This window comes from Microbacterium sp. ACRRU (assembly GCF_022346945.1).
Lineage (GTDB): Bacteria > Actinomycetota > Actinomycetes > Actinomycetales > Microbacteriaceae > Microbacterium > Microbacterium mcarthurae.
The window spans coordinates 24,690-47,016 of sequence record NZ_JAKRNI010000023.1; the positions used below are offsets into that span (position 1 = coordinate 24,690).

12 protein-coding genes are annotated in these 22,327 nt (G+C 70.9%); 1 reads left to right on the top strand and 11 read right to left on the bottom strand.

Features of this window, described 5'->3' with window-relative positions; translation table 11 throughout:
• Positions 1–42: 42 nt before the first annotated feature.
• From MHY30_RS11110 to MHY30_RS11135, 6 genes are all read right to left on the bottom strand, one after another.
• The gene (locus MHY30_RS11110) at positions 43–1,008 is read right to left on the bottom strand and encodes a MoxR family ATPase (protein ID WP_239276984.1); all 966 of its coding nucleotides are present in this window, start codon (positions 1,006–1,008) and stop codon (positions 43–45) included.
• 25 nt (positions 1,009–1,033) lie between these two features.
• Positions 1,034–6,991 carry an Ig-like domain-containing protein gene (locus MHY30_RS11115; RefSeq protein ID WP_239276985.1) on the bottom strand — a complete coding sequence of 1,986 codons (5,958 nt, stop codon included), beginning with the start codon at positions 6,989–6,991 and terminating at the stop codon, positions 1,034–1,036.
• A gap of 20 nt (positions 6,992–7,011) precedes the next feature.
• On the bottom strand, positions 7,012–8,148 hold the full coding sequence (locus MHY30_RS11120) for a serine/threonine-protein kinase (RefSeq protein ID WP_239276986.1): 1,137 nt from the start codon (positions 8,146–8,148) through the stop codon (positions 7,012–7,014).
• Positions 8,149–8,249: 101 nt separating this feature from the next.
• Positions 8,250–8,912, bottom strand: a complete 663-nt coding sequence (locus MHY30_RS11125; protein WP_239276987.1) for a spermidine/putrescine ABC transporter substrate-binding protein — start codon at positions 8,910–8,912, stop codon at positions 8,250–8,252.
• Between the two features lie 53 nt (positions 8,913–8,965).
• Positions 8,966–9,451, bottom strand: a complete 486-nt coding sequence (locus MHY30_RS11130; RefSeq protein WP_239276988.1) for a hypothetical protein — start codon at positions 9,449–9,451, stop codon at positions 8,966–8,968.
• Positions 9,452–9,463: 12 nt separating this feature from the next.
• The gene (locus tag MHY30_RS11135) at positions 9,464–10,531 is read right to left on the bottom strand and encodes an ABC transporter (protein WP_239276989.1); all 1,068 of its coding nucleotides are present in this window, start codon (positions 10,529–10,531) and stop codon (positions 9,464–9,466) included.
• 126 nt (positions 10,532–10,657) lie between these two features.
• On the opposite strand from MHY30_RS11135, the gene MHY30_RS11140 reads away from it, so the two are divergent.
• Positions 10,658–11,251, top strand: coding sequence for a hypothetical protein (locus MHY30_RS11140; RefSeq protein ID WP_239276990.1), 594 nt, complete (start codon positions 10,658–10,660; stop codon positions 11,249–11,251).
• A 164-nt stretch (positions 11,252–11,415) separates the two neighbouring features.
• On the opposite strand, the gene MHY30_RS11145 is transcribed toward MHY30_RS11140, so the two are convergent.
• The 5 genes from MHY30_RS11145 to MHY30_RS11165 form a co-directional block, all read right to left on the bottom strand.
• Positions 11,416–12,015, bottom strand: coding sequence for a hypothetical protein (locus MHY30_RS11145; RefSeq protein ID WP_239276991.1), 600 nt, complete (start codon positions 12,013–12,015; stop codon positions 11,416–11,418).
• Positions 12,016–12,190: 175 nt separating this feature from the next.
• Positions 12,191–16,066, bottom strand: coding sequence for a DNA-directed RNA polymerase subunit beta' (gene rpoC, locus MHY30_RS11150; RefSeq protein WP_239276992.1), 3,876 nt, complete (start codon positions 16,064–16,066; stop codon positions 12,191–12,193).
• 41 nt (positions 16,067–16,107) lie between these two features.
• A complete protein-coding gene (locus MHY30_RS11155) occupies positions 16,108–19,605 on the bottom strand; it encodes a DNA-directed RNA polymerase subunit beta (protein WP_239276993.1) in 3,498 nt (1,165 codons plus the stop codon).
• A gap of 269 nt (positions 19,606–19,874) precedes the next feature.
• On the bottom strand, positions 19,875–21,443 hold the full coding sequence (locus MHY30_RS11160; RefSeq protein ID WP_239276994.1) for an urea amidolyase family protein: 1,569 nt from the start codon (positions 21,441–21,443) through the stop codon (positions 19,875–19,877).
• Complete coding sequence (locus MHY30_RS11165) at positions 21,437–22,189, bottom strand: LamB/YcsF family protein (protein ID WP_239276995.1); 753 nt, start codon at positions 22,187–22,189, stop codon at positions 21,437–21,439. The genes MHY30_RS11160 and MHY30_RS11165 overlap by 7 nt, the downstream gene beginning before the upstream one ends.
• Positions 22,190–22,327 lie beyond the last annotated feature (138 nt).

Genomic DNA, 22,327 nt, shown 5'->3' on the forward strand with positions numbered 1-22,327 from the left:
CGTCGCCCCTCGCGTGAGAGAGATCGGGGGGAGGTGCACGGCTCAGGCGCTCTCGCGCTGCGTGGGCGGAACCGTGTCGAGCAGCACCTGGCCCACGACGGCCTCCTGGGTCACGCCGTCGAACTCCGCCTCGGGATGCAGGATCAGCCGGTGCGACAGCACCGCCACCGCGAGCGCCTTGACGTCGTCCGGTGTCGCGTAGGTGCGTCCCTGGGCCGCGGCCCGCGCACGCGTCGCCCGGGTGAGGGCGAGCGCGCCACGGATGCTGACCCCGAGGCGGACCTCGTCGGCCGAGCGGGTGGCATCCACGAGCCGTGCGATGTAGTCGAGCACGAGGGCGTCGACGTAGACGCTCGCGGCGAGATCGGCCATGCCGACCAGCGCCTGCGGCGTGATGATCGGCCGCAGATCGGCCGTGGCCACGGGCGCACCGTCGAGGATGCGGACCGTGGCGGCGTGGTCGGGGTACCCGAGCGACGTGCGCAGGAGGAACCGGTCCAGCTGCGCCTCCGGCAGCCGGTAGGTGCCGGCCTGCTCGACCGGGTTCTGCGTCGCGAGCACCAGGAACGGGACACCGACCTCGCGCGAGACCCCGTCGATGGTGACGCGGCCCTCTTCCATGACCTCGAGCAGTGCGGACTGCGTCTTCGGGCTCGCGCGGTTGATCTCGTCGGCGAGGACGATGTTGGCGAAGATCGGCCCGGCGTGGAACTCGAACGCCCCGGTCTTCTGGTCGTACACCGTGATGCCGGTGATGTCGCCCGGGAGCAGGTCGGGCGTGAACTGAATACGCGTGTTGGTTCCCTGGACCGACTGCGCGATCGCGCGAGCGAGCGAGGTCTTGCCCGTGCCCGGGACGTCCTCGAGCAGCACGTGTCCGTCGCTGAGCATCGCCGTGAGCACCAGCTCGACGACGTGCCGCTTACCGAGGACCGCGCGCTCGACGTTGTCCGCGATCTGCGCGAAGGTCTGGGCGTACCAGGTCGCCTGCTCCTGGGTGATCGTCATGGGGATGCGTCTCTTTCGTGGGGGATCAGGAGTTGTCGTCCGGGTTCGTCGGCTCTTCCTCGGCCGGGGTGCCGGGCTGGCATCGCGCCTCGGTCTGCAGCACCGCGGAGTCCAGGCCCCAGCCGCGCGCGGACCAGTCGACGGTGACGCGCACGTTCGCGACGCGCACCGCGCCGATCGGCACCAGGCGCGAGCCCGCGGTCGTGGGAAGCGCCGCGCCGTTCTCGTCGAAGTACCGCACGGCATCCCAGTCGACGGTGAGGTTCGCCTGGTCGTTGCTCGCGCTGCGCGAGACGTCGAGGTTCTCTCCCCCAACACAGGATGCCACCCGCGCGCTCGCCTGCACCTGGTACGGCGCGCTTCCCGAGGCGGGGGCGACACGACCGGTCTCGGACGTGGTGCCCCAGAAACGGTGCTGGAAGTAGACGCCGATGTTCGGGTCGGAGCCGAACACGGACGAGCGCTCGCCGTCGAAGTTGGTGTACTTCACGTCGTTGAAGCGGGGCGGGTCGCTGCCCTCGTCCACGCCGGAGATCCGCCAGCGCGCGACGGGCCGACCGTCTTCGACGCCGACCTCGGCCCGGCTGCCGACGCGGAAGGTGTAGCCGCGCGGAGCCGCGGTGTCCTGCGCCACGCGGAACTCCTGCGTCACGCTGCGCGTACCGTACGACCGGCCGTCGAAGCTCGACTCGACGCAGAACGTGAAGGTGTACGCGACGCCGTCCTCCTTGCCGGGGAACTCGCGGCGCGACCCGTCGTCGCCCGGGCGGCAGAACGAGCCCTCGACGATGCCGTAACGCAGCTGCGAGTCGGTGCCGTTCTGACGCGCCGTGCCCTCGACGGTGACGGTGGAGACGCCGTCGCCCGTGGAGCGCGACGTGATCGTCATGGCGGGATCGAGCGGGGCGCCCACACCGTGGGCCGAGAACACCAGGGCGCCGCCCTGAGCGGCACCGCCGAGCCCCGCGGGGATCTCGAACCGCGACGTCGGGGTCACCGTGATCTCGGTGCGGGAGTTGCTGCCGACGCGGAAGCCGTCGACGCGCACCTCGTCCTGGTTGCGGCCGACGCTGATCGTGCGCGTCTCGCCCGCGGCGCTGCGCACCTCGAGCTGCCCCGTCTCGGCGGACTCGATGCCGCGGATCACGAGGTCGGCGACGTTGCCCTCGCCGTCGCGCGTGACCACCGGCGTGAAGTCGGCCGAGCCCGGCCGGGCCGGCGGGTCGTACGCCCACCCCAGGGTGCGGACGGAACCGCGGGACTCGCCCACGCCGTTCACCGCGGTGACCACGTACTCGCGCTGCTCGCCGTTGGGCGCACTGATCGGGGGGCAGGTGCCGTCGGCGCCGCACCGGGCGACGACCTCTCCGCCTGTACGGACGGCGAACCCCGAGATCGACGGGTAGGCGCGCCGCGCCTCGCCCGGGTCGACGCGGAGGGTGAGCGAGCCGTCGGCGTACGCGGTCTGCCGCACGCTCGCCGGAGCGCGCGGGAAGCCCTGCAGATCGAGCACGATCCGCGCGTCGCGCGTGGACGCGGTGGAGCGCCCCTGCGCGTCGCGCAGCGTTACGCTGGCCGCGCACGTGGCGCCGGGGGCGTCGGACGTCCACGACGCGCGGACGCTCCGCTCGGACGCGACATCGAAGCTGACGCCCGTGCAGGCGCTGGTGGGGCTCACGCGCACGACCTCGAGCGGGGTGCGCGGCAGCGGGTTGACCTCGCCCGGCAGCCCGACGGCGTCGATCGTGCAGCTCGAGCCGGACGCCTGCGAGCACTGCAGCGTCGTGGTGCCGCCCTGCGGGAGCGTCGACGGCGCGGCCCCGACACGCAGCAGGAGGCGCGCGGGCGAGACGGCCTGGTGGCTCGTGACCGACACGATCGCCGCGTTCTCGCTCCCCGGCACCGCGCGATCCGCGCCCGTCACCGTCACCACGGAGCCCTCGAGCGTGACCGACGAGAACGCCGACCCGGAGTAATCGAGGGCGTAGCGGATGCCGGCCCAGTCCTCGCGGCCCAGCTGCCAGCTCGTCATGTTGCGCAGGTCGAAGGTCGCGGTCTCCCCCGGGCCGACGGTCAGCGAGCCGGGTCGCAGTTCGGGCTGGGGTTCGCGCGCGACGACGCCGATCGGAACCGCCAGCAGGGTCCAGTCCTCGGTGCCCGCGACACGGACCGGGACCTGACAGGCATCGGTCCACGGTGACCCGGTGCCGGCGTCGTACCGCACGACGGTTCCCGTGACCGTGCACCGTCCCTCGGCGCGCACCCCGGTGGTGGTGACGTCCGGTCCGACCTCGAGGGTTGCGCGGCGGGGCACGGCGACGAGGGATGCCATGTCGAACTCGACCGAAGCGAGCTCGTCGACCCGCTGGGCCGCCCCGGGCCGGAGCGCGAGGGTCACATCGTCGTCGCCGGGCACACGGACGAACGCGTACGTCGTGACCTCCTGGTCGCCCACGGTCCCCGTCACGACGAACGGGATGATCCGCCGGGTCGCGGGCAGCTCGCCCGCGATGCGACGCCCGTCGATGCGGACACCGGCCGGCTCGCCCCACAGCGACACCCGCAGGTCGGCCACGTCACCCCCGGACCAGGTCGCGCGCCCGTCGAGGACGTCGACGCCCGAGACGAACTGGTCGCGATCCTCCAGGGTGAGCACGGTGTCGGTGACCACGGGGAAGTCGGGAACGCTCTCGCGCACGACCTTGACGACGACGAGACCACGCCCGGTGTTGCCCGAGTCGGATTCGACGTCGTAGAGGAACGACATCGTCGCGGGAGCCTCCCCCGCGCGGAGCACGACGCCCGTGTCGGTCACGCTCTCGATCAGCGAGTCCAGCCGCGCGTACTCGGGGTTGTCGCTCCCGTCGACCAGGGTGCGCGGCAGATCGGGACGGACCTCCGTCAGCGTCAGCCGGCCCTGCGTCGGGTCGATGTCGTTGGCGAGCGGGCTCACCCGGATGCGGCTGTCGGATCCGGCCTGCACCTGGACGTAGTCGGTGAACGTGATGGGGCTGGGGTTGGCCTCGGCATCCAGGACTCCGACACGCACCGTCCCCTCGCCCTCGGCGCCGGCCGAGTCGACGACGCGGTAGCGGAACGTCACCTGACCGCGGTCGCCCGGCACCGACGCGTACACGATCGACGCGCCGTCCGCCGAGATCGAGGCGGTTCCGCGGTCGGGCTGACTCACGATGCGGTCGAGGGTCACCGCGTCGCCGTCGGGGTCGGTTCCGAAGCCACGGAACGGGATCGTCGTGGTTCCGCCGCTGAGGACGCGACCCTGCAGCGTGTCCGGCAGCGGGGCGCGGTTCGCGTCGGTGCCGAGCACCGTGATGCGCACCGTCGCCTCGTCCCACAGCGAGGGCGTTCCGGTCGTGTAGACGCGGTAGGTGACCTCGTAAGTGCCGGGGGTCGTCGGGGCGAGGTAGCGCAAGACACCCCCGGAGGCGAAGGCGAGACCGTCGTCGGAAGGCGTCGCCTGCACGGAGGCCGGGTCGAGCGTCGGACGTCCGCCGGCCGGCGACACGTCGTTGTCGAGCACCGGGATGTCGGCCTGCACGCCGGCGCGCACCGTCACGGTGTCGTCGACGGCGATGGGCGCGATCTCGGGCGCCGGCGGAAGCAGATACACCGTGGCTTCGCCACTGACCGTCGCGCCCTCGTCGTCGGTGCCGTCGCTCACGGTGTAGGCGACCGTACCCAGGAGTCCCGCGCCGCCCTCGGCCGTGGTGCCGGAGACGCGCAAATCGTTCTGCCCCACCGTGTCGACGGTGAGCGAAGCGCCCTCCTCGGCGGTCGCGACCACATCACTCAGCAGGAGCACCCGGCCGGTCGGATTCGACACGGCGGCGAACACGTCGAGCGTGGCATCCTCTTGCGGTCGGACGAACGCCACGACGGGCGCGGTCGACAGCTGCGCGGGAGCGTCGGCGGGAAGCAGCGTGATGCGGGCGGTCCCGGTGGCGTCACGCCCGGCACCGGAGACGGTGAAGTCCACGCGATACACGCCCGGTTGAGCGGCGGTGAAGTCGAACGTCGTGCTCCCGCCGACGACCGTGGCCGTCGCCGCCGCGTCGTCGAGCACGCGCACCGAGCCGAGCGTCACGTCGCCGGCGGTGCCGGTGACGTGGGGCCCGACGTCGATGGTCAGGGCAGACCCGGCCGTGTCGACCACCGCGAACGACTGCACCGCGAGCGCCGGATCGGGCGCCACCCGGATGAGCAGCGGCTTCGTCGCCGTCGCGCCGGAGGTGTCGGCCACGGTCACGTCGAGCTGGATTGTCTGCTCCGCCCCGGACCCGTCGTCGGCGTGCTGGTAGACGACCTCGCCGGCGGGGGTGGATGCCACGCTGCCCACGCCGCTCGGGTTGGCGGCGGACAACAGCAGGAGCGGGTCGCCGTCGGGATCGACCCAGCCGGGGAGCACGGGGACGGTGATGGTGCCGCCGCGCGCCACTTCGGGTGTGGGCCACGGCTGCAGGCAGCCCGGCACCCCGCACCACACGGGCGCGGCGTTGGCGTCGTCGGGCGTGACCGTCAGCGTGACCGTGGTCGGCGCCGACGTCAGCCCGTCCGCGGTGGTGCCGTCCGTCACGGCGTACGAGAACGTCGCCGTGCCGGTCGCCCCCGGCGCGACGCGCACCGCGAGGCGCTGACCGGAATCGGTCACCGACAGGCTGCCGAAACCGGGGTCGAGCCCCGTCACGCTCTCGCCGACGATGCTCAGCACGTCCTCGTTGGGATCGTGGTCGTTCAGCAGCACGGGCAAGGTCACCAGACGCCCCGCGCGCACACCGAAGGCGTCGGGCTCGGCGATCGGCGGCTTGGGGTCGAGCACGACGCTCAGCTGTTCCTCGCTCTGCACCGAGGCCTCCTCGGTGCGGTCGTCGAGGGTCCAGCTCTGGCTCGACGGCACGAGCGCGCCGTCGGGGACCGTCCACACCCACCCTGTGCGCGTCTCGTTCAGGATCACCGCGTGGTCGGTCGCGACGAAGACCGGACGCCGCTGGTCGGGCATGGTCGCCCCGCCGTAGTCGAGGTCGGTCTCACCGGCATCCGAACGCCACAGCGTTCCCCGCGCGTCGCCGGGCAGCAGCCATGCCGCGTACGTCACGCCGTCGTGCGCGAGGGGCGTGGCCGGCTGCCCGAGCACGTTGCCCCCCGCGCCCACTTCGCGCCGCGGCTCGGCCCCGTCGACGGGGACGCTCCACAACGACTGTTCATCGGCGAGGTAGACGGCGCGGCCGCGGGGATCGGGTTCGCCGACGACGAGCTGATCCGCGGTGTCGAGGTCGACGGGATCCTGGTCGCGCACCCACACGCGGCCCGCCTCGGCGTCGACGAGGACCCACTGGTCGCCCGCGGCAGAGAGCACCGGGGTGGCCGCGTCGGCGTCGATCGCGTCACGCCCCCGCAGCTCATCGGCCTCGATGTCGTAACGGATCACCGAGCCGTCGACCGAGGAGTAGGCGAACAGCATGCCCCGCTCGTCGACCGTCACGGCATCCGCGGTGTAGGTCTGCGCGTCGTCGTCGCCGGCGGTTCCGAACGGGTCGAGCTCGCTGACAGACTGCCCCGCGCGGCTCAGCCGGCTCGCGAAGACTGCGCCGGTGTCGGTGCGGTACACGACGTAGTCGCCGGCCGTCGCGACCGACGTCGTGCCCGCGGGCGTCTCGGGCGCGGCCTCGAGCTGCTCGTCCTGCAGGTCGATCGGCTGGGCCTCGTCGATCCGGGTGAGCTTGCTGTAGCTGTCGGTGAAGAGATAGGCCCCGTCCGGGCCCTGCGCGACCTGGCTCGGGTTTCCGGCGGCGCGGACGGTGTCGAGCTCGCCCACGGTGGTGTTGACGCGGGCGTACCGCTGCCCCTCGCCGGTCTGAAGTGCCCACACCGACGTGTCGACCTCGGGGGTCTCCTGCGCGTCGAGTCCCGGCCAGACGATGCTGGCCGTAACGACGAGCGCCGCGGCCACGAGCGTCGAGGTCACGCCCGCGATCGTGCGACGCCTCATCGGAGGATCCCGGTGGCCAGGAGCGCCGCGATGACGACCGCCGCCGCGGTGACGAGGGAGGCCGCGGCGAGCGCCCACGGCAGAAGCCGATGCGCGGGACGGGCGGGCGCCGAGATGTCGGTGTCTTCGTCTCGGGCGAGCCCCGCCATACCGGAGGGGCCGCGGAGCTTGCGCACGCCCTCACGCTCGATCCGGGAACGCGCCGGACCGCGCAGCGTTCCGTCGGCGAAGTCGATCGCGCGCGCCGTCGGCGCCCACTCGGCCGCGGGCACCTCGAGCGGGGTCGCGGGGAGTCCGAGCTCGGACTGCACCCTCTGCAACGCCTCGCCCACCTCGCGGGCACTGGCGAACCGGTCGGTGGGGTTGCGCGACATGGCGCGGGCGAGCACCGCCTGCAGCGACGGGGGCACGTCCGTGCGGGCGATGTCGGTGTAGGAGGCGCGCGCGATGCGGCGGCGCAACTGCTCGCGGGAGTTCTGGCCGCGCTCGCGACGCTCGAACGGGCTGTGCCCGGCCAGCAGCGAGTACACAGTCGCGCCGAGGCTCCACACCTCGCTCGACACGGTGCCCGCGGTCTGCTCGGCGATCACTTCGGGAGCGCTCCACGGCACGCTCATGGCGAGCATCTCGTCGGCGCCCTGCCGGACGAGGGACGAGGAGATGCCGAAGTCCGCGAGCACCGGCGCCCCGAACGTCGTCACGAGGATGTTGCTGGGCTTGACGTCGCGGTGCACGAGACCGGCGTGGTGAGCCGACTCCAGCGCCCCCGCCATGCGCACCCCGATCGAGAGGACCTCGGCCACCGGCATCCGTTCCACCCGGTAGCGCTGCGCGAGGGAACCCGGGCAGTACTCCATCACGATGTACGGACGCCCGTCAGCCGAAATCCCGGCCTGGTAGACGGTGACGATCGACGGATGCGCCGACAGATGTGCCAGCACGTCGGCCTCGGCGTTGAACATGCGCAGCAGATCGGCGTCGCGCACATCGCTCGGCAGCACCTTCACGGCCACGTCACGGCGCGGCATGTCTTGCCCGTACAGGAAGACATCGGCGAAACCGCCCGAACCGAGCGGCCGGATGTAGGCGAGCCCCGGGAGGATCGGGGGCGTCGAGGGCAGGCGCTGCGGCATGGCGCCCCCTCCCCAGAACACGCGCCCGCACCGGAGCGGGCGGACAACCCGGCAATGCTAACAAAGCCCCGCACCGGCGAGCCGTGCCGCCGTCCACAGGCTCAGGGTGCCAGGGGCCCGGGGTCGCGCGGATCGAACGGCGCGTCCAACGAACGGGACAGGTCGTCGAGCATCGCCGCGACCTGCGGTTCGACGTACTCGGCGACGGCGGCCTGGATCCGCAGACGGTGGTGCAGCAACAGCGCGCACACCTCGCGCCCGATCATGTTCGCGTAATCGTCGGCGAGCCCGACCTCTTGGCGGAGCGCCGCCTTCGCGGCATCCGACAGCGGCGGCAGCGCGGGGATCGCGGCGTCCTCCTCGGCGGCCAACCCGGTGAGCGTGAAAAGGAAGGGAGCGCCCGGCTCGGGTTCGGGATCGAGCGGCATACCCTCGAACTCGGGCTCGAGCCCCTCGGCGGGGCGGTACGAGCGTCGGCGGTTGCGCGCGGCCTGCTGATCGAGCTCGGTCTGCAGCATCGGGAGGTTCCGTGAGGTGTACTCGGCCACCGCGTGATCGACGATCGTCTTCACCCGCGTGGACAGCCCGTGCTGCACACCGTGCGGGACGTCGGAGCCGAGCCCGGCGGCCGACAGGACCGGCGATCCGAAGCACCGCCGGCACGGGGCGATGCGGCCACGGTGGTTCGCGGGCTCCCACCGGGGCAGCCACGCGAGCCAGGCGTCCACCGCCTGGCCGACCTGGGTCTCGAGCGACCGCTCCACACCCTTACGCTAGCCCGACAGGTCGTCCGGCGGGCGGATGCCACGGCCGCGGATCAGCGATCGTCCTCGCTCTCACGCTCCCACCGCCATCGCGGACCCTCGCCGCGGCTGCGCACGAGCAGCACACCGAACGCTCCCGCGGCCAGACCCGCGACCGCGATGACGCCGCCCGGCCACCCCAGAGCCACCGACCCGGCCGCCGCGAGGCCCCGAGCGCTGTCACCTCCGGTGACCGCCGTCCCGATCGCGATGCCCAGGACCTCGCCCACATAGGCGCCCACCGCGCACGGCACCGCGGTGAGGTACCCGGGCGGCTCGGCACGCAGCCCCCACAGCAGGATTCCCGCGAACAGTCCCAGGGCCAGCAGCATGCCCGCGACTCCGGGAAGCGGACCGAGCCCGCGCACGGGGATGACGTCGGCGTCGAGCGCGAGACTCGCCACGCCCAGGCCCCCGATCGCGAGCGCGAGGAAAGTGACGGTCGCGAAAACGACAGCGACCGGCGGGGTCACCCCCGCCGGTCGCGGCGCGTCTGTCATGGCATCCGGTTCTCAGCGCTGAGCGAACTGAGGACCGGCCTCGAGGGTGCGCTCGTACTCGCGCTGCGCCTCGTCGTTGATCTCGGTGACCCGACGGCCCCGCTTGGCCACCCACGCGCCGAACCAGATCGTCAGCTCCCGGCCGAGGACGAACGCCACGATCGCGAGGGGAGCGAGCAGGCTCTGCTCGAGCAGGTCGACGCCCTGGCGGGCGGTGAGCATCCAGAACGGAGCGGCGAAGAGCGCACCGAGCAGGTATCCGCCCCACGAGATGACGCCGACCAGGAGCCCCCAAATCACCCAGTGACCCCAGCCACCGCGGTTGATGATGGCACCGAGGAACCAGAAACCCACGAAGAACGCCACGGTGGGCACCCACAGGGTCCACGTGGTGAGCGCGGTCAGAGCGGCCTCGGCGAGATCGGATGCCGGGAACGTGCCGAGCAGCAGACCGAGCGCGAGAGTGGCGCCGAGATACAGCACGGCGAAGACGACGGTCGCCAGCAGCCCGATGAGGCCCGCGGCTCCGCGATTGCCGCGGGGGCGGGGCGCCTCGGGCGCCTGCACGAAGATCGGCTGCGCGCCCCCGACGGGGTAGACCGCCGTGGCATCCGACGACGGCGTGGTCGCGGCCGACGTCGCCGCGGCAGCCCCCGCCGCGCCCGCTGCTGCTCCCGCGGCAGGGGCGGCGTCGGAACGGTGGTCGTCGCGCGCGGCGCGGGCGGCGGGCTCGGCGTGCGCATCGGTCTCCGGCTCAGCCGACGCGGCGTACGCGGCCCAGCGCGAGTCCTCGTCGTCGAGGTCGACGGAGCGGTGCGACGCGGGAGCGGAGACGGGCGTCTGGCTGTGCGGCTCGACCGGCGAGGCGTCGTGCACGGTCGTCGCCGGGGCGGCGGAGCTCGCGCCGGCATCGGCGGCGGACTCGCGCTCCTTCCACGCGGCGTCGGCGGCCTCGGGGTCGACCGCGTCGCGGCGAGCGGCCTCGGCATCGGCGAGACCCTCGTGGGCACGCCCGACGACGTCGTGCGCCTCGTCCTTGGGCTCGTCGACGGGGTCGCCGTACGACTGGGGGTCGCTCATCGGGGTCTCCTCACGCGCGCAGATATGGTGCGCTGTCAGGCTAACCCCCGGCTCGCCCCGCATCGGGGAGGCGTGCCGTCGTGTGTCGGTCTCGACCGTGTCGGCGGGTGCCCCTAGGGTGGCTGCATGTCCGGTCGACGCTCGGTTGCGGCCCTCACCGCGCTCGTGACGATCGCGGCCGCGCTCGCGCTCAGCGCCTGCGCCCCCGACCAGGGCGGCACCCCCGCACCGACGGCGCCCTCCCCGATCGAGTCACGCACCCCCGACGGCACCCCGATCCCGACGATCACGCCCACGGCGGCCGCCGCAGCGTTGCCCACCGACTGCCGGGCGATCCTGTCGACCGACGTCCAGGCGCAGCTCGGAGCCACCCCGCTGAACGATCCGGCCCTCGGCCCGTCCGGCGTTCAGCCCGACGGTTCCCTCATCTGTATCTGGCGCGACCCCGCCGCCGACACCACCGGACTCGTCACCCACATCTCCCGCATGGACCGCGGGCCCGCGCTCGACATGCTGAACGATCTCGTGACCACGCAGGGCTTCAGCTGCTACACCCCCGACGAGGGCACGCGCTGCGAAAAGACGTGGATCAACGACACCTACCCCGTCAACGACGGCCGCACGCTGTTCTGGCGCGACGACGTCCTCATCGACACCCAGTACTCCAACCTCGCTCCGACGGGGTACACCGCGAGCATCATCGCGGCGATCTTCGGCTGACGCCATCTTCGGCTGACGGCCCACCGCACGACGGCCGGCCCGGTGCAGCGCGCTGCCTCGTCATGGCACGCATAAACGCGATCGACGAGCAGAAACGCGCTCTCTCCGCGTTTATGCCCGCGAATCGCGTTTATGCGTGAACCGACGCGTACAGGTGGGCGGGACTACTCGCCGAAGGCGCGGGATGCCACCACGGCGGCGTAGCCGTCCGGCATCCATCCCGAGAAGGTCGAGGACACCCAGCGATCGCCGCGCAGGTCGTGCACCTCGACCACGTCGCCGGACGTGCGCTCGCAATGCTCGGTTGCACCGTCGGCGTCGCACACGAACCCCTGGCCGCTCAGGACAGCGGAAACCGCCTCAGCTCCCGCATCCGACACTGTCGTCACGCTCGTCTCGAGCCATCGGCCGGACCCGCCGCGCCAGTGACACGTGATCACCGGCGTGGGAGCGGCAGCGGCGACGGCCTCGGGCGTCGAGCGCGGTCCGGTGTGCCGCTGGGTGAGCAACGCCTCGGGAGACCACACGAGCTGCGACCACATCGGCTGCGTGTACAGGTCGCGGCACGTCGTCGCCGGCCCCGGGACACGCGGTGCGTCCGTCCACGGTGGCGTAGTGGAACCGGCACGCAGCGTGTCACCCACGAACATCACCGCGCCCGGGAGACCCGGCGCGGCGAGCACGAATAGAGCGGCCACGACACCGGCACACAGCAGTCCCGCCGGCCATGCGATCCAGGCGCTGCGCCCACCGACTCGTGCCATCCGTTCCTCCCCGACAACGGTAGGCGACACCCCCGGTCGCGCCGGTGCCTCGACACGCCGCCCACCCCGACACGTCACCCGTCCGAAACACCGCGGGCACGACGAAGGCCCCCGGCGTGAGCCGGGGGCCTTCGGGGGATCCGGATGCCGCACCGGGGTGCGGCATCCGTCTCACTCAGTTGTACGTGCCGGGCGTGAAGTCGTCCGTCGAGAAGCTGTCGAAATCGACGTAGCTCAGGTCGGCGTCGCTGTATGCGCCGTCCGAGGCGAAGATGCGGTTGGGGTACCGCTCGCTCTTGGCCTCTTCCGTCGCCTCGACGGTGACGTTGCGGTACTTCGCAAGTCCCGTTCCGGCGGGGATGAGCTTTCCGATGATGACGTTCTCCTTGAGGCCGACCAGCGGGTCGCTCTTGCCCTCCATGGCCGCCTGCGTCAGGACGCGGGTGGTCTCCTGGAAGGACGCGGCCGACAGCCACGACTCGGTCGCCAGCGACGCCTTGGTGATACCCATCAGCTCGGGACGACCCGACGCGGGACGCTTGCCCTCGCCGACCGCCTCGCGGTTGATGGTCTGGTAGCGCTTGAAGTCCACCAGCTCACCGGGCAGCAGGTCGGTGTCGCCGTGGTCGACGACGGTGACCTTGCGCAGCATCTGGCGCACGATGACCTCGATGTGCTTGTCGTGGATCGGCACACCCTGCGAGCGGTACACGCCCTGGACGCCGTTGACGAGGTACTTCTGCACCTCGCGGGCACCCTGCACGCGCATGACCTCCTTGGGGTCGAGCGTTCCGACCTGGAGGGGCTCGCCGACCTTGACGTGCTGGCCGTCCTCGACGAGGAGGGTCGCACGCTTCAGGACCGGGTAGACCACCGGCTCGTCGCCGTTGTCGGGCGTGAGGATGACCTTCTTGGCCTTCTCGGTCTCGTCGATCGTGATGCGGCCGTCGGCCTCGGCGATCGGCGAGGCACCCTTCGGGGTGCGCGCCTCGAACAGCTCCTGCACGCGGGGCAGACCCTGCGTGATGTCATCGGCGGACGCGGAACCACCGGTGTGGAAGGTACGCATCGTCAGCTGCGTACCGGGCTCACCGATCGACTGGGCCGCGATGATGCCGACGGCCTCGCCGATGTCGACGATCTTTCCGGTCGCGAGCGAACGGCCGTAGCACTTCGCGCACACGCCGACCGCCGAGTCGCAGGTCAGGACCGAGCGGACCTTGATGGTCTCGACCCCGCCCGCGACCAGCTTGTCGATGAGCACGTCGCCCACGTCGTCGCCGGCCTCGGCGAGGACGGTGCCCTGCGCGTCGACGACCGCCGTGGCGAGCGTACGAGCGAACACCGAGTTCTCGACGTTGGCGTCCTTGACCAGGGTGCCGGTGGAGTCGACCGCGGCGATCGGGAGCTCGAGGCCCTTCGACGTGCCGCAGTCCTCCTCGCGGATGATGACGTCCTGCGAGACGTCCACGAGACGACGCGTGAGGTAACCCGAGTCGGCCGTACGGAGGGCCGTGTCGGCCAGACCCTTACGGGCACCGTGCGTGGCGATGAAGTACTCGGCGACCGACAGACCCTCGCGGTACGAGGAGATGATCGGACGCGGGATGATCTCACCCTTCGGGTTGTTCACCAGACCACGCATACCCGCGATGTTGCGGATCTGCAGCCAGTTACCACGAGCGCCCGACGAGACCATGCGGTTGATGGTGTTGTCGGCCGGGAAGTTGTCGCGCATCGCCTTCTGGACGGCATCCGTGGCCTCGGTCCAGATCTTGATGAGCTCCTGGCGACGCTCGGCGTCGGTGGTCAGACCCTTCTCGTACTGCGCCTGGACCTTCGCGGCCTGCTTCTCGTAGCCCGCGACGATCTCGCCCTTGTTCGGGGGCGTGAGGATGTCGCTCAGCGCGACCGTCACACCCGAACGCGTGGCCCAGTAGAAGCCGGCGTCCTTGATGCGGTCGAGCGATGCGGCGACCTCGACCTTGGGGTACTCCTCGGCCAGCTTGTTGACGATCTGCGACAGCTTGCCCTTGTCGGCCTGCTCGCGGACGAACGGGTAGCCCTTGGGGAGCGTGTCGTTGAAGATCGCCTGACCGAGCGAGGCATCCACGAGACCGTGCTGCTCGTAGCCCTCGGGCGCCTGACCCTCGAGGAAGGTCAGACCCGGGATGCGGATGCGCACCTTGGCCTGCAGGTCGAGGGTTCCCTCGTCCTTGGCCAGGATGGCCTCGCCGACCGAACCGAACACGCGGCCTTCGCCCGCCGCACCCTCCTTGAGGGTGGTCAGGTGGTGCAGACCGATGATCATGTCCTGCGAGGGCAGGGTCACCGGGCGACCGTCCGACGGCTTCAGGATGTTGTTCGACGCGAGCATCAGCACGCGGGCCTCGGCCTGCGCCTCGACCGAGAGCGGCAGGTGGACGGCCATCTGGTCACCGTCGAAGTCGGCGTTGAACGCCGCGCAGACGAGCGGGTGCAGCTGGATCGCCTTGCCCTCGACGAGCTGGGGCTCGAACGCCTGGATGCCGAGACGGTGCAGCGTGGGCGCACGGTTCAGCAGCACGGGACGCTCGCGGATGATCTCCTCGAGCACGTCCCAGACCTCGGGACGGTAGCGCTCGACGGCGCGCTTGGCGGCCTTGATGTTCTGCGAGTGACCGAGGTCGATCAGGCGCTTGATCACGAACGGCTTGAACAGCTCGAGCGCCATCTGCTTGGGCAGACCGCACTGGTGCAGCTTCAGCTGGGGTCCGACGATGATGACCGAACGACCCGAGTAGTCCACGCGCTTGCCGAGCAGGTTCTGGCGGAAACGACCCTGCTTTCCCTTGAGCATGTCGCTCAGGGACTTCAGGGCGCGGTTGCCGGTACCCGTGACGGGGCGACCGCGGCGGCCGTTGTCGAACAGCGCGTCGACAGCCTCCTGCAGCATGCGCTTCTCGTTGTTCACGATGATCTCGGGGGCACCGAGGTCGATGAGGCGACGCAGGCGGTTGTTGCGGTTGATCACACGACGGTAGAGGTCGTTCAGGTCGGAGGTGGCGAAACGGCCACCGTCGAGCTGGACCATCGGGCGCAGCTCCGGCGGGATCACCGGAACGACGTCGAGCACCATCGAGGCCGGCGACATGCCGGTCTGCAGGAACGAGTTGACGACCTTCAGACGCTTGATCGCACGGATCTTGCGCTGGCCCTTGCCCTCGGAGATCTGCAGGTGAAGGCTGTCGGCCTCGGCCTGCAGGTCGAAGGTCTCCAGGCGACGCTTGATCGACTCGGCGCCCATGTGGGCCTCGAAGTACTGACCGAAGCGGTCCTGCAGCTCGTGGAAGACGTCGTCCTCGGGCTTGAGGGCGCCGACCTCGAGCGTGCGGAAGTCCTCCCACACGCGCTCGAGCTTGGCGATCTGCTCGTCCGCGTTCTTGCGGATCGAGGTCATGTCCTTCTCGGCGGCGTCCTTGACCTTCTTCTTCTGGTCGGCCTTGGCACCCTCGGCCTCGAGAGCCGCGAGCTCCTCCTCCAGCTTCGCAAGGCGAGCGGCGATGCGCGAGTCGCGACGGTCGCCGAGCGTCTTCAGCTCGAGACGGATGTTGTTCTCCTGCGTCGCGAGGTCGCGGTGACGAGCATCTTCGTCGACCGAGATGACCATGTAGGCGGCGAAGTAGATGACCTTCTCGAGGTCCTTCGGCGCCATGTCGAGCAGGTAGCCCAGACGCGACGGCACACCCTTGAAGTACCAGATGTGGGTCACGGGCGCGGCGAGCTCGATGTGGCCCATGCGCTCACGACGGACCGAGGACTTGGTGACCTCGACGCCGCAGCGCTCGCAGACGATGCCCTTGAAGCGGACGCGCTTGTACTTGCCGCACGCGCACTCCCAGTCGCGGGAGGGCCCGAAGATCTGCTCGCCGAACAGACCGTCCTTCTCGGGCTTCAGCGTGCGGTAGTTGATGGTTTCGGGCTTCTTGACCTCACCGAAGGACCAACGACGGATGTCGTCGGCGGTGGCCAGGCCGATACGAAGCTGATCGAAAGTGGTTGATTCGAGCACTGGTTCTCCTGTGTCGGAATTCTGTTCGTTGCCTGGCCGGGTCAGATCTCGTCGATGGACGAGGACTCGAAGCGGCTGGAGATGTTGATGCCGAGCTCTTCGGCGGCGCGGAAGGCGTCGTCGTCGGTGTCACGGAGGTTGACCGCCGTGCCGTCGGCCGAGAGGACCTCGACGTTCAGGCAGAGCGACTGCATCTCCTTCATGAGCACCTTGAACGACTCGGGGATGCCGGGCTCCTGGATGTTCTCGCCCTTGACGATCGCCTCGTACACCTTGACGCGGCCGAGGATGTCGTCGGACTTGATCGTGAGGAGCTCCTGCAGCGCGTACGCGGCGCCGTAGGCCTCGAGCGCCCACACCTCCATCTCACCGAAGCGCTGGCCACCGAACTGGGCCTTACCGCCGAGCGGCTGCTGGGTGATCATCGAGTAGGGGCCCGTCGAGCGAGCGTGGATCTTGTCGTCGACGAGGTGGTGCAGCTTCAGGATGTACATGTAGCCGACCGAGATGGGCGCCGGGAAGGGCTCGCCGGAGCGGCCGTCGAACAGGCGCGTCTTGCCCGACGAGTCGATCAGGCGCTCGCCGTCGCGCGTGGGGAGCGTCGAGTCGAGCAGACCCGCGATCTCCTGCTCGTAGGCACCGTCGAACACCGGGGTCGCGACCTTGGTGTTCGGGGCGGCCTCGAACGCCTCCTGCGGCAGGCGTGCGGCCCACTCGGGGGTGCCCTCGACCTTCCAGCCCTGCTTGGCGATCCACCCGAGGTGGGTCTCCAGCACCTGACCGAAGTTCATTCGACCGGGGATACCGAGCGGGTTGAGCACGACGTCGACGGGGGTGCCGTCGGCGAGGAAGGGCATGTCCTCGATCGGGAGGATCTTGGCGATGACACCCTTGTTGCCGTGGCGGCCGGCGAGCTTGTCGCCCTCGGTGATCTTGCGCTTCTGGGCGATGTAGACCACGACGCGACGGTTGACGCCCGAGCCGAGCTCGTCGTCGCCGTCCTCGGCGTTGAACTCCTTGACCGCGATGATCGTGCCCTGCTCGCCGTGGGGGACCTTGAGCGAGGTGTCGCGGACTTCGCGGCTCTTCTCGTTGAAGATCGCGCGGAGCAGGCGCTCCTCGGCCGACAGCTCGGTCTCACCCTTGGGCGTGACCTTGCCGACGAGGATGTCGCCAGGACGCACCTCGGCGCCGATGCGGACGATGCCGCGCTCGTCGAGGTCCTTCAGCAGGTCGGGGCTGACGTTGGGGAGGTCACGGGTGATCTCCTCCTTGCCGAGCTTGGTGTCGCGCGCGTCGACCTCGTACTCCTCGATGTGGATCGACGACAGCGTGTCGTCCTTCACGAGGTCCTGGCTGAGGATGATCGCGTCCTCGAAGTTGTGACCCTCCCACGTCATGAACGCCACGAGGAGGTTCTTGCCGAGGGCGAGCTCGCCGTTCTCGGTCGCGGGGCCGTCGGCGATGACCTCGCCGGCCTCGATGCGCTCACCGGCCGAGACGACCACGCGCTGGTTGTACGACGTGCCCTGGTTCGACCGGTCGAACTTGCGCAGGAAGTAGTCCTGCGTGCCGCCCTCGTCGAGCTGGATGGTCACGACATCGGCCGAGACCTCGAGCACCACGCCGGACTTCTCGGCGGTGACGACGTCACCGGCGTCGATCGCGGCGAAGCCCTCCATACCGGTACCCACGACGGGCGACTCGCTGCGCACGAGCGGAACGGCCTGGCGCTGCATGTTCGCACCCATGAGGGCGCGGTTGGCGTCGTCGTGCTCGAGGAAGGGGATGAGCGAGGTCGCCACCGACACCATCTGGCGCGGCGAGACGTCCATGTAGCCGATCTCGTCGACGGGGAACAGGTCGACCTCGCCACCCTGACCGCGACGGGCGAGGATGCGGTCCTCGACGAAGTGGCCGTCGGCCTTGAGGGCGACACCGGCCTGAGCGACGATGTGGTCACTCTCCTCGCTCGCGGTGAGGTAGTCGATCTGGTCGGTCACGCGACCGTCGACGACGCGGCGGTACGGGGTCTCGATGAAACCGAACGCGTTGATGCGTGCGAACGAGGCCAGCGAACCGATCAGACCGATGTTCGGGCCTTCCGGCGTCTCGATCGGGCACATGCGGCCGTAGTGCGAGGGGTGGACGTCACGGACCTCGACGCCGGCACGCTCACGCGACAGACCACCGGGGCCCAGCGCCGACAGGCGGCGCTTGTGGGTCAGGCCCGCGAGCGGGTTGTTCTGGTCCATGAACTGCGACAGCTGCGACGTTCCGAAGAACTCCTTGATCGCGGCCACGACGGGGCGCACGTTGATCAGGGTCTGCGGCGTGATCGCCTCGATGTCCTGCGTGGTCATGCGCTCGCGGACGACGCGCTCCATGCGCGACAGACCGGTGCGGACCTGGTTCTGGATGAGCTCGCCCACGGCGCGGATGCGACGGTTGCCGAAGTTGTCGATGTCGTCGACGTCGAGGCGGATCTCGGCGGCCTGGCCCTGACGGACGCCGTCGAACGAGCTGTCACCGCGGTGCAGACGCACGAGGTACTTGATCGTGGCGACGATGTCGTCGACCGTGAGCACCGAGTCGCTCAGCGGCTTGTCGAGACCGAGCTTCTGGTTGATCTTGTAACGACCCACCTTGGCCAGGTCGTAGCGCTTGGGGTTGAAGTAGAAGTTGTCCAGCAGCGCGCGGGCGGCCTCGGCGGCGACCTGCTCGCCCGGACGGAGCTTGCGGTAGATGTCGCGGAGCGCGTCTTCCTTCGTGAGGATCGTGTCCTTCGACAGCGTCTCCTCGATCGAGTCGAACCCGGCGAACTCGGCCAGGATGTCCTCGCTGGTCAGGCCGAGGGCCTTGAGGAACACGGTGACGGACTGCTTGCGCTTGCGGTCGATGCGCACGCCGACCTGGTCGCGCTTGTCGATCTCGAACTCGAGCCACGCGCCGCGCGAGGGGATGACACGGGCCGAGACGATGTCCTTGTCGGAGGTCTTGTCGGGCGTCTTGTCGAAGTAGACACCGGGCGAGCGCACGAGCTGCGACACCACGACACGCTCGGTGCCGTTGATGATGAACGTGCCCTTGTCGGTCTGGAGCGGGAAGTCGCCCATGAAGACCGTCTGCGTCTTGATCTCACCGGTCTGGTGGTTCATGAACTCGGCCTCGACGTACAGCGGCGCGGCGTAGGTCTTGCCGCGCTCCTTGCACTCTTCGATCGAGTACTTCTCGGGCTCGAGGTAGGGGTTCGTGAACGAGAGCTGCATGGTCTCGCTCAGGTCTTCGATCGGCGAGATCTCCTCGAAGATCTCCTCGAGACCGCTGATCTCGGGCACGTCGGTGCGGCCGGCGGCCTGAGCCTCCGCGACGCGGGCCTTCCAGGCCTCGTTACCGACGAGCCAGTCGAACGACTCGGTCTGCAGGGCCAGCAGATCGGGAACGGTCAGCTTGTCGGAGATCTTCGCGAACGAGAGGCGGGATGCGCCGCGTCCGCTCTTCGGGGTGGTGGTGGTGGATGCGTTGCTCGCAGCAGCCAAGGGAATAACCTCCAGAAGCCCGGGCGAGGGGCTCGTGATTCCTTGTCGTCAGGTGGAGTGCGTTCCTGCCCCAATAACCTGCTCGTCGCACGCCGCGGTGAAGCGGGGACGGGCAGGCTCAGCCGACCACCATATGAGGGCAGGGGGAATCGAGGAGCGCGAAGTCCAAGCATACGCGGGAGGACGCGCCGTGTCCAGTCGAATTCTTGACGACTTTGCGTACCTGCGGTATAACCGCGCACGCCTCGACCGGATTCCCGATCCCGTCCTCAGCGTCCGCGAAATCGCACGCGGTCTCCCGGCCGGAGCTGAGCGAGACGGTCGAGCGCGGCATCCGTCACCACCGCGATCACGGGATACCCGCCCGTGACGGGACCGTCGGCCAACAGGACCACCGGCCGACCGTGCGGAGGCACCTGCAGCGCACCGGGCCGCATCCCCTCGCTGGGCAGCTCGTCCGGCCGGGATCGGTCGAGCGCGGGGCCGTCGAGTCGGATGCCGACGCGGTCGGCGTCGCCGGTCACGGTCCAGGTCGCGTCCCGCAGGACGCGCAGCGCGGCCGGTGTGAACCAGTCCGCACGAGGCCCCGGCGTCACGGGGACGTCGATGGCCGGGGCGGGAACCGACCACGGGAAGACGTCGACGACCGGGACGGGCGCGACGGCCGCACCGGCGCGGGGCACGTCACCGGGCCGCAGCGCCGCGGGGCCGAGCGAGGCCAGCGTGTCGGTCGAGCGCGAGCCGAACGACAGCGGAGCGACGATCCCGCCGCGCACCGCGAGCACGAGCCGCGCGCCCGCGCGGGCGACCCCGACCGACAGCTCGGCACCAGCGGAGAGCAGCAGGGGCGCGTAGGCATCCTGCGCCCAGCCGTCGACGCGGATGTCCGCGAGCGCGCCCGTCACGGCGACCCACACGTCACGTTCGGCGCGAGCGCGGAAACCGCCGAGGACGATCTCGACACCGGCGGCGTCCTCGGCGTTCCCGACGAGCCGGTTCGCGACGCGCAGGGCGCCGCGGTCGAGGGCGCCCGACCGGGACACGCCGAGTCCGGCCCGGCCGGGACGACCGAGGTCCTGGACGGTGGCGCGGGCGCCGGGATCGAGGATGCGAAGCGCCGGCGCGGCGTCCGCCCTCGGGGCGGCATCCGCCCGCGCGGTGCGGCCGAGCTCGTGCCGGGAAGCGGATGCCACGGGCGCGGCGGCCGCGACGGCAGCCCGTTCCGGCACGAACCGCACGCGCGCGCCCGGGGGAAGCAGCACCGGGTCGATGGCATCCGGGGCGAAGAGGGCGGCGTCGGTCGTCCCGATGAGCCGCCAGCCGCCGGGCGTCTCGCGGGGGTACGCCCCGGTGAACTCCCCCGCGAGTCCCACCGAACCGGCCGGCACACGCGTGCGCGGCTGCGCCAGCCGGGGGACCTCGAACGCCCACTCGGCGCTCACCAGGTACGCGAAGCCGGGGGCGAACCCCGTGAACGCCACCCGCCAGCGCGCGGCGGCGTGCCGCGCGATGAGTTCGGGAGAGCGGATGCCGAGCGCCTCGGCGGTGTCGTCGAGATCGGGGCCGTCGTACCGGAGCGGCACCTCGACGAGAGGCCCTGGGGGCGATTCCGCCGCCGGCGACCCCGCGGCGGAGCGGATCCACGCGTGCACCGCGGCGACCGTGATGCGGGCGGGATCGAACGCCACCAGCACGGTGCGCGCCGCGGGGACGAGGTCCTCGATCCCCTCGGGCGGATCCGCGGCGAGCGCCGCGTGCAGCGCGAGGACGCCGGCGAGATCGTCGACCTCGGCCAGGACCGCCCCCTCCCCCATCGACCGCAGGCGCGGCGTCACCACGGGGCGCGAACCTCCACCCCCGCGTCGTCGAGGGCCGCCCGCACGGCACGGGCCATGCTCACCGCGGCCGGGGTGTCGCCGTGCAGGCACAACGACGCCGCGGGGACGGCGATGCGGCCCCCGCCCACCGTGTCGACGGTGCCGTCGCTCAGGAGCCGACGCGCGCGGTCGGCCACCCGTTCGGGATCCTCGACGAGCGCCCCCGGGTGGTCGCGCGGCACGAGACCTCCGGTCGGGGCGTACCCGCGATCGAGGAACGCCTCGTGCACGAACGGGAGCCCCGCGGATGCCGCGGCCTCGCTGATCGCGCCGGGGAGCCCGAGCACGGGCAGGGCCCGGCCGAGTCGGGCGGAGTGGTCGGCGACGGCGGCGACGACCGCGGCGGCCTGTGCGGCGTCGACGGAGACGGCGTGGTAGAGCGCGCCGTGGGGTTTGACGTAGCGCAGGTCGGCGCCGGCGAGCTCGAGCGCGTCGAGCTGGGCGGCGATGCTCGCCCGCAGCTCGCCGGGGGGCGGGTCGCGGCGCACTCGGCCGAAGTTCGCGCGGTCCTCGTACGCCGGGTGCGCGCCGACCGCGACGCCGAACCGTCTCGCCCGCTCGACCGACGCCCGCATCGACTCGGCGTCGCCGGCGTGGGCGCCGCACGCGATGCTGGCGCTGGACACGAGCGAGAACATCGCCTCGTCGTCGGCGGTGGGCACCCCGTCGACGGTCTCGCCGAGGTCGGCGTTGAGATCCACGCGCATGCCCTCACGCTACTGCCGTATCCCCGTGCGCGAGTCGCCAAGATGTGTCGCCTATCCGTGCCCTCAGGCGACACATCTTGGCGACTCACGCGACGTTACGGGGGTGTGACGAAAACGCACGAGGGGTGGGAACGGGGC

Excerpts from the sequence above, each read along its gene's own strand:
- MHY30_RS11145 (WP_239276991.1), bottom strand. The coding sequence starts at position 12,015 with ATGGCACGAGTCGGTGGGCGCAGCGCCTGGATCGCATGGCCGGCGGGA.
- MHY30_RS11140 (WP_239276990.1), top strand. The coding sequence starts at position 10,658 with ATGTCCGGTCGACGCTCGGTTGCGGCCCTCACCGCGCTCGTGACGATC.
- MHY30_RS11120 (WP_239276986.1), bottom strand. The coding sequence starts at position 8,148 with ATGCCGCAGCGCCTGCCCTCGACGCCCCCGATCCTCCCGGGGCTCGCC.
- MHY30_RS11165 (WP_239276995.1), bottom strand. The coding sequence starts at position 22,189 with ATGCGCGTGGATCTCAACGCCGACCTCGGCGAGACCGTCGACGGGGTG.
- MHY30_RS11135 (WP_239276989.1), bottom strand. The coding sequence starts at position 10,531 with ATGAGCGACCCCCAGTCGTACGGCGACCCCGTCGACGAGCCCAAGGAC.
- MHY30_RS11130 (WP_239276988.1), bottom strand. The coding sequence starts at position 9,451 with ATGACAGACGCGCCGCGACCGGCGGGGGTGACCCCGCCGGTCGCTGTC.
- MHY30_RS11110 (WP_239276984.1), bottom strand. The coding sequence starts at position 1,008 with ATGACGATCACCCAGGAGCAGGCGACCTGGTACGCCCAGACCTTCGCG.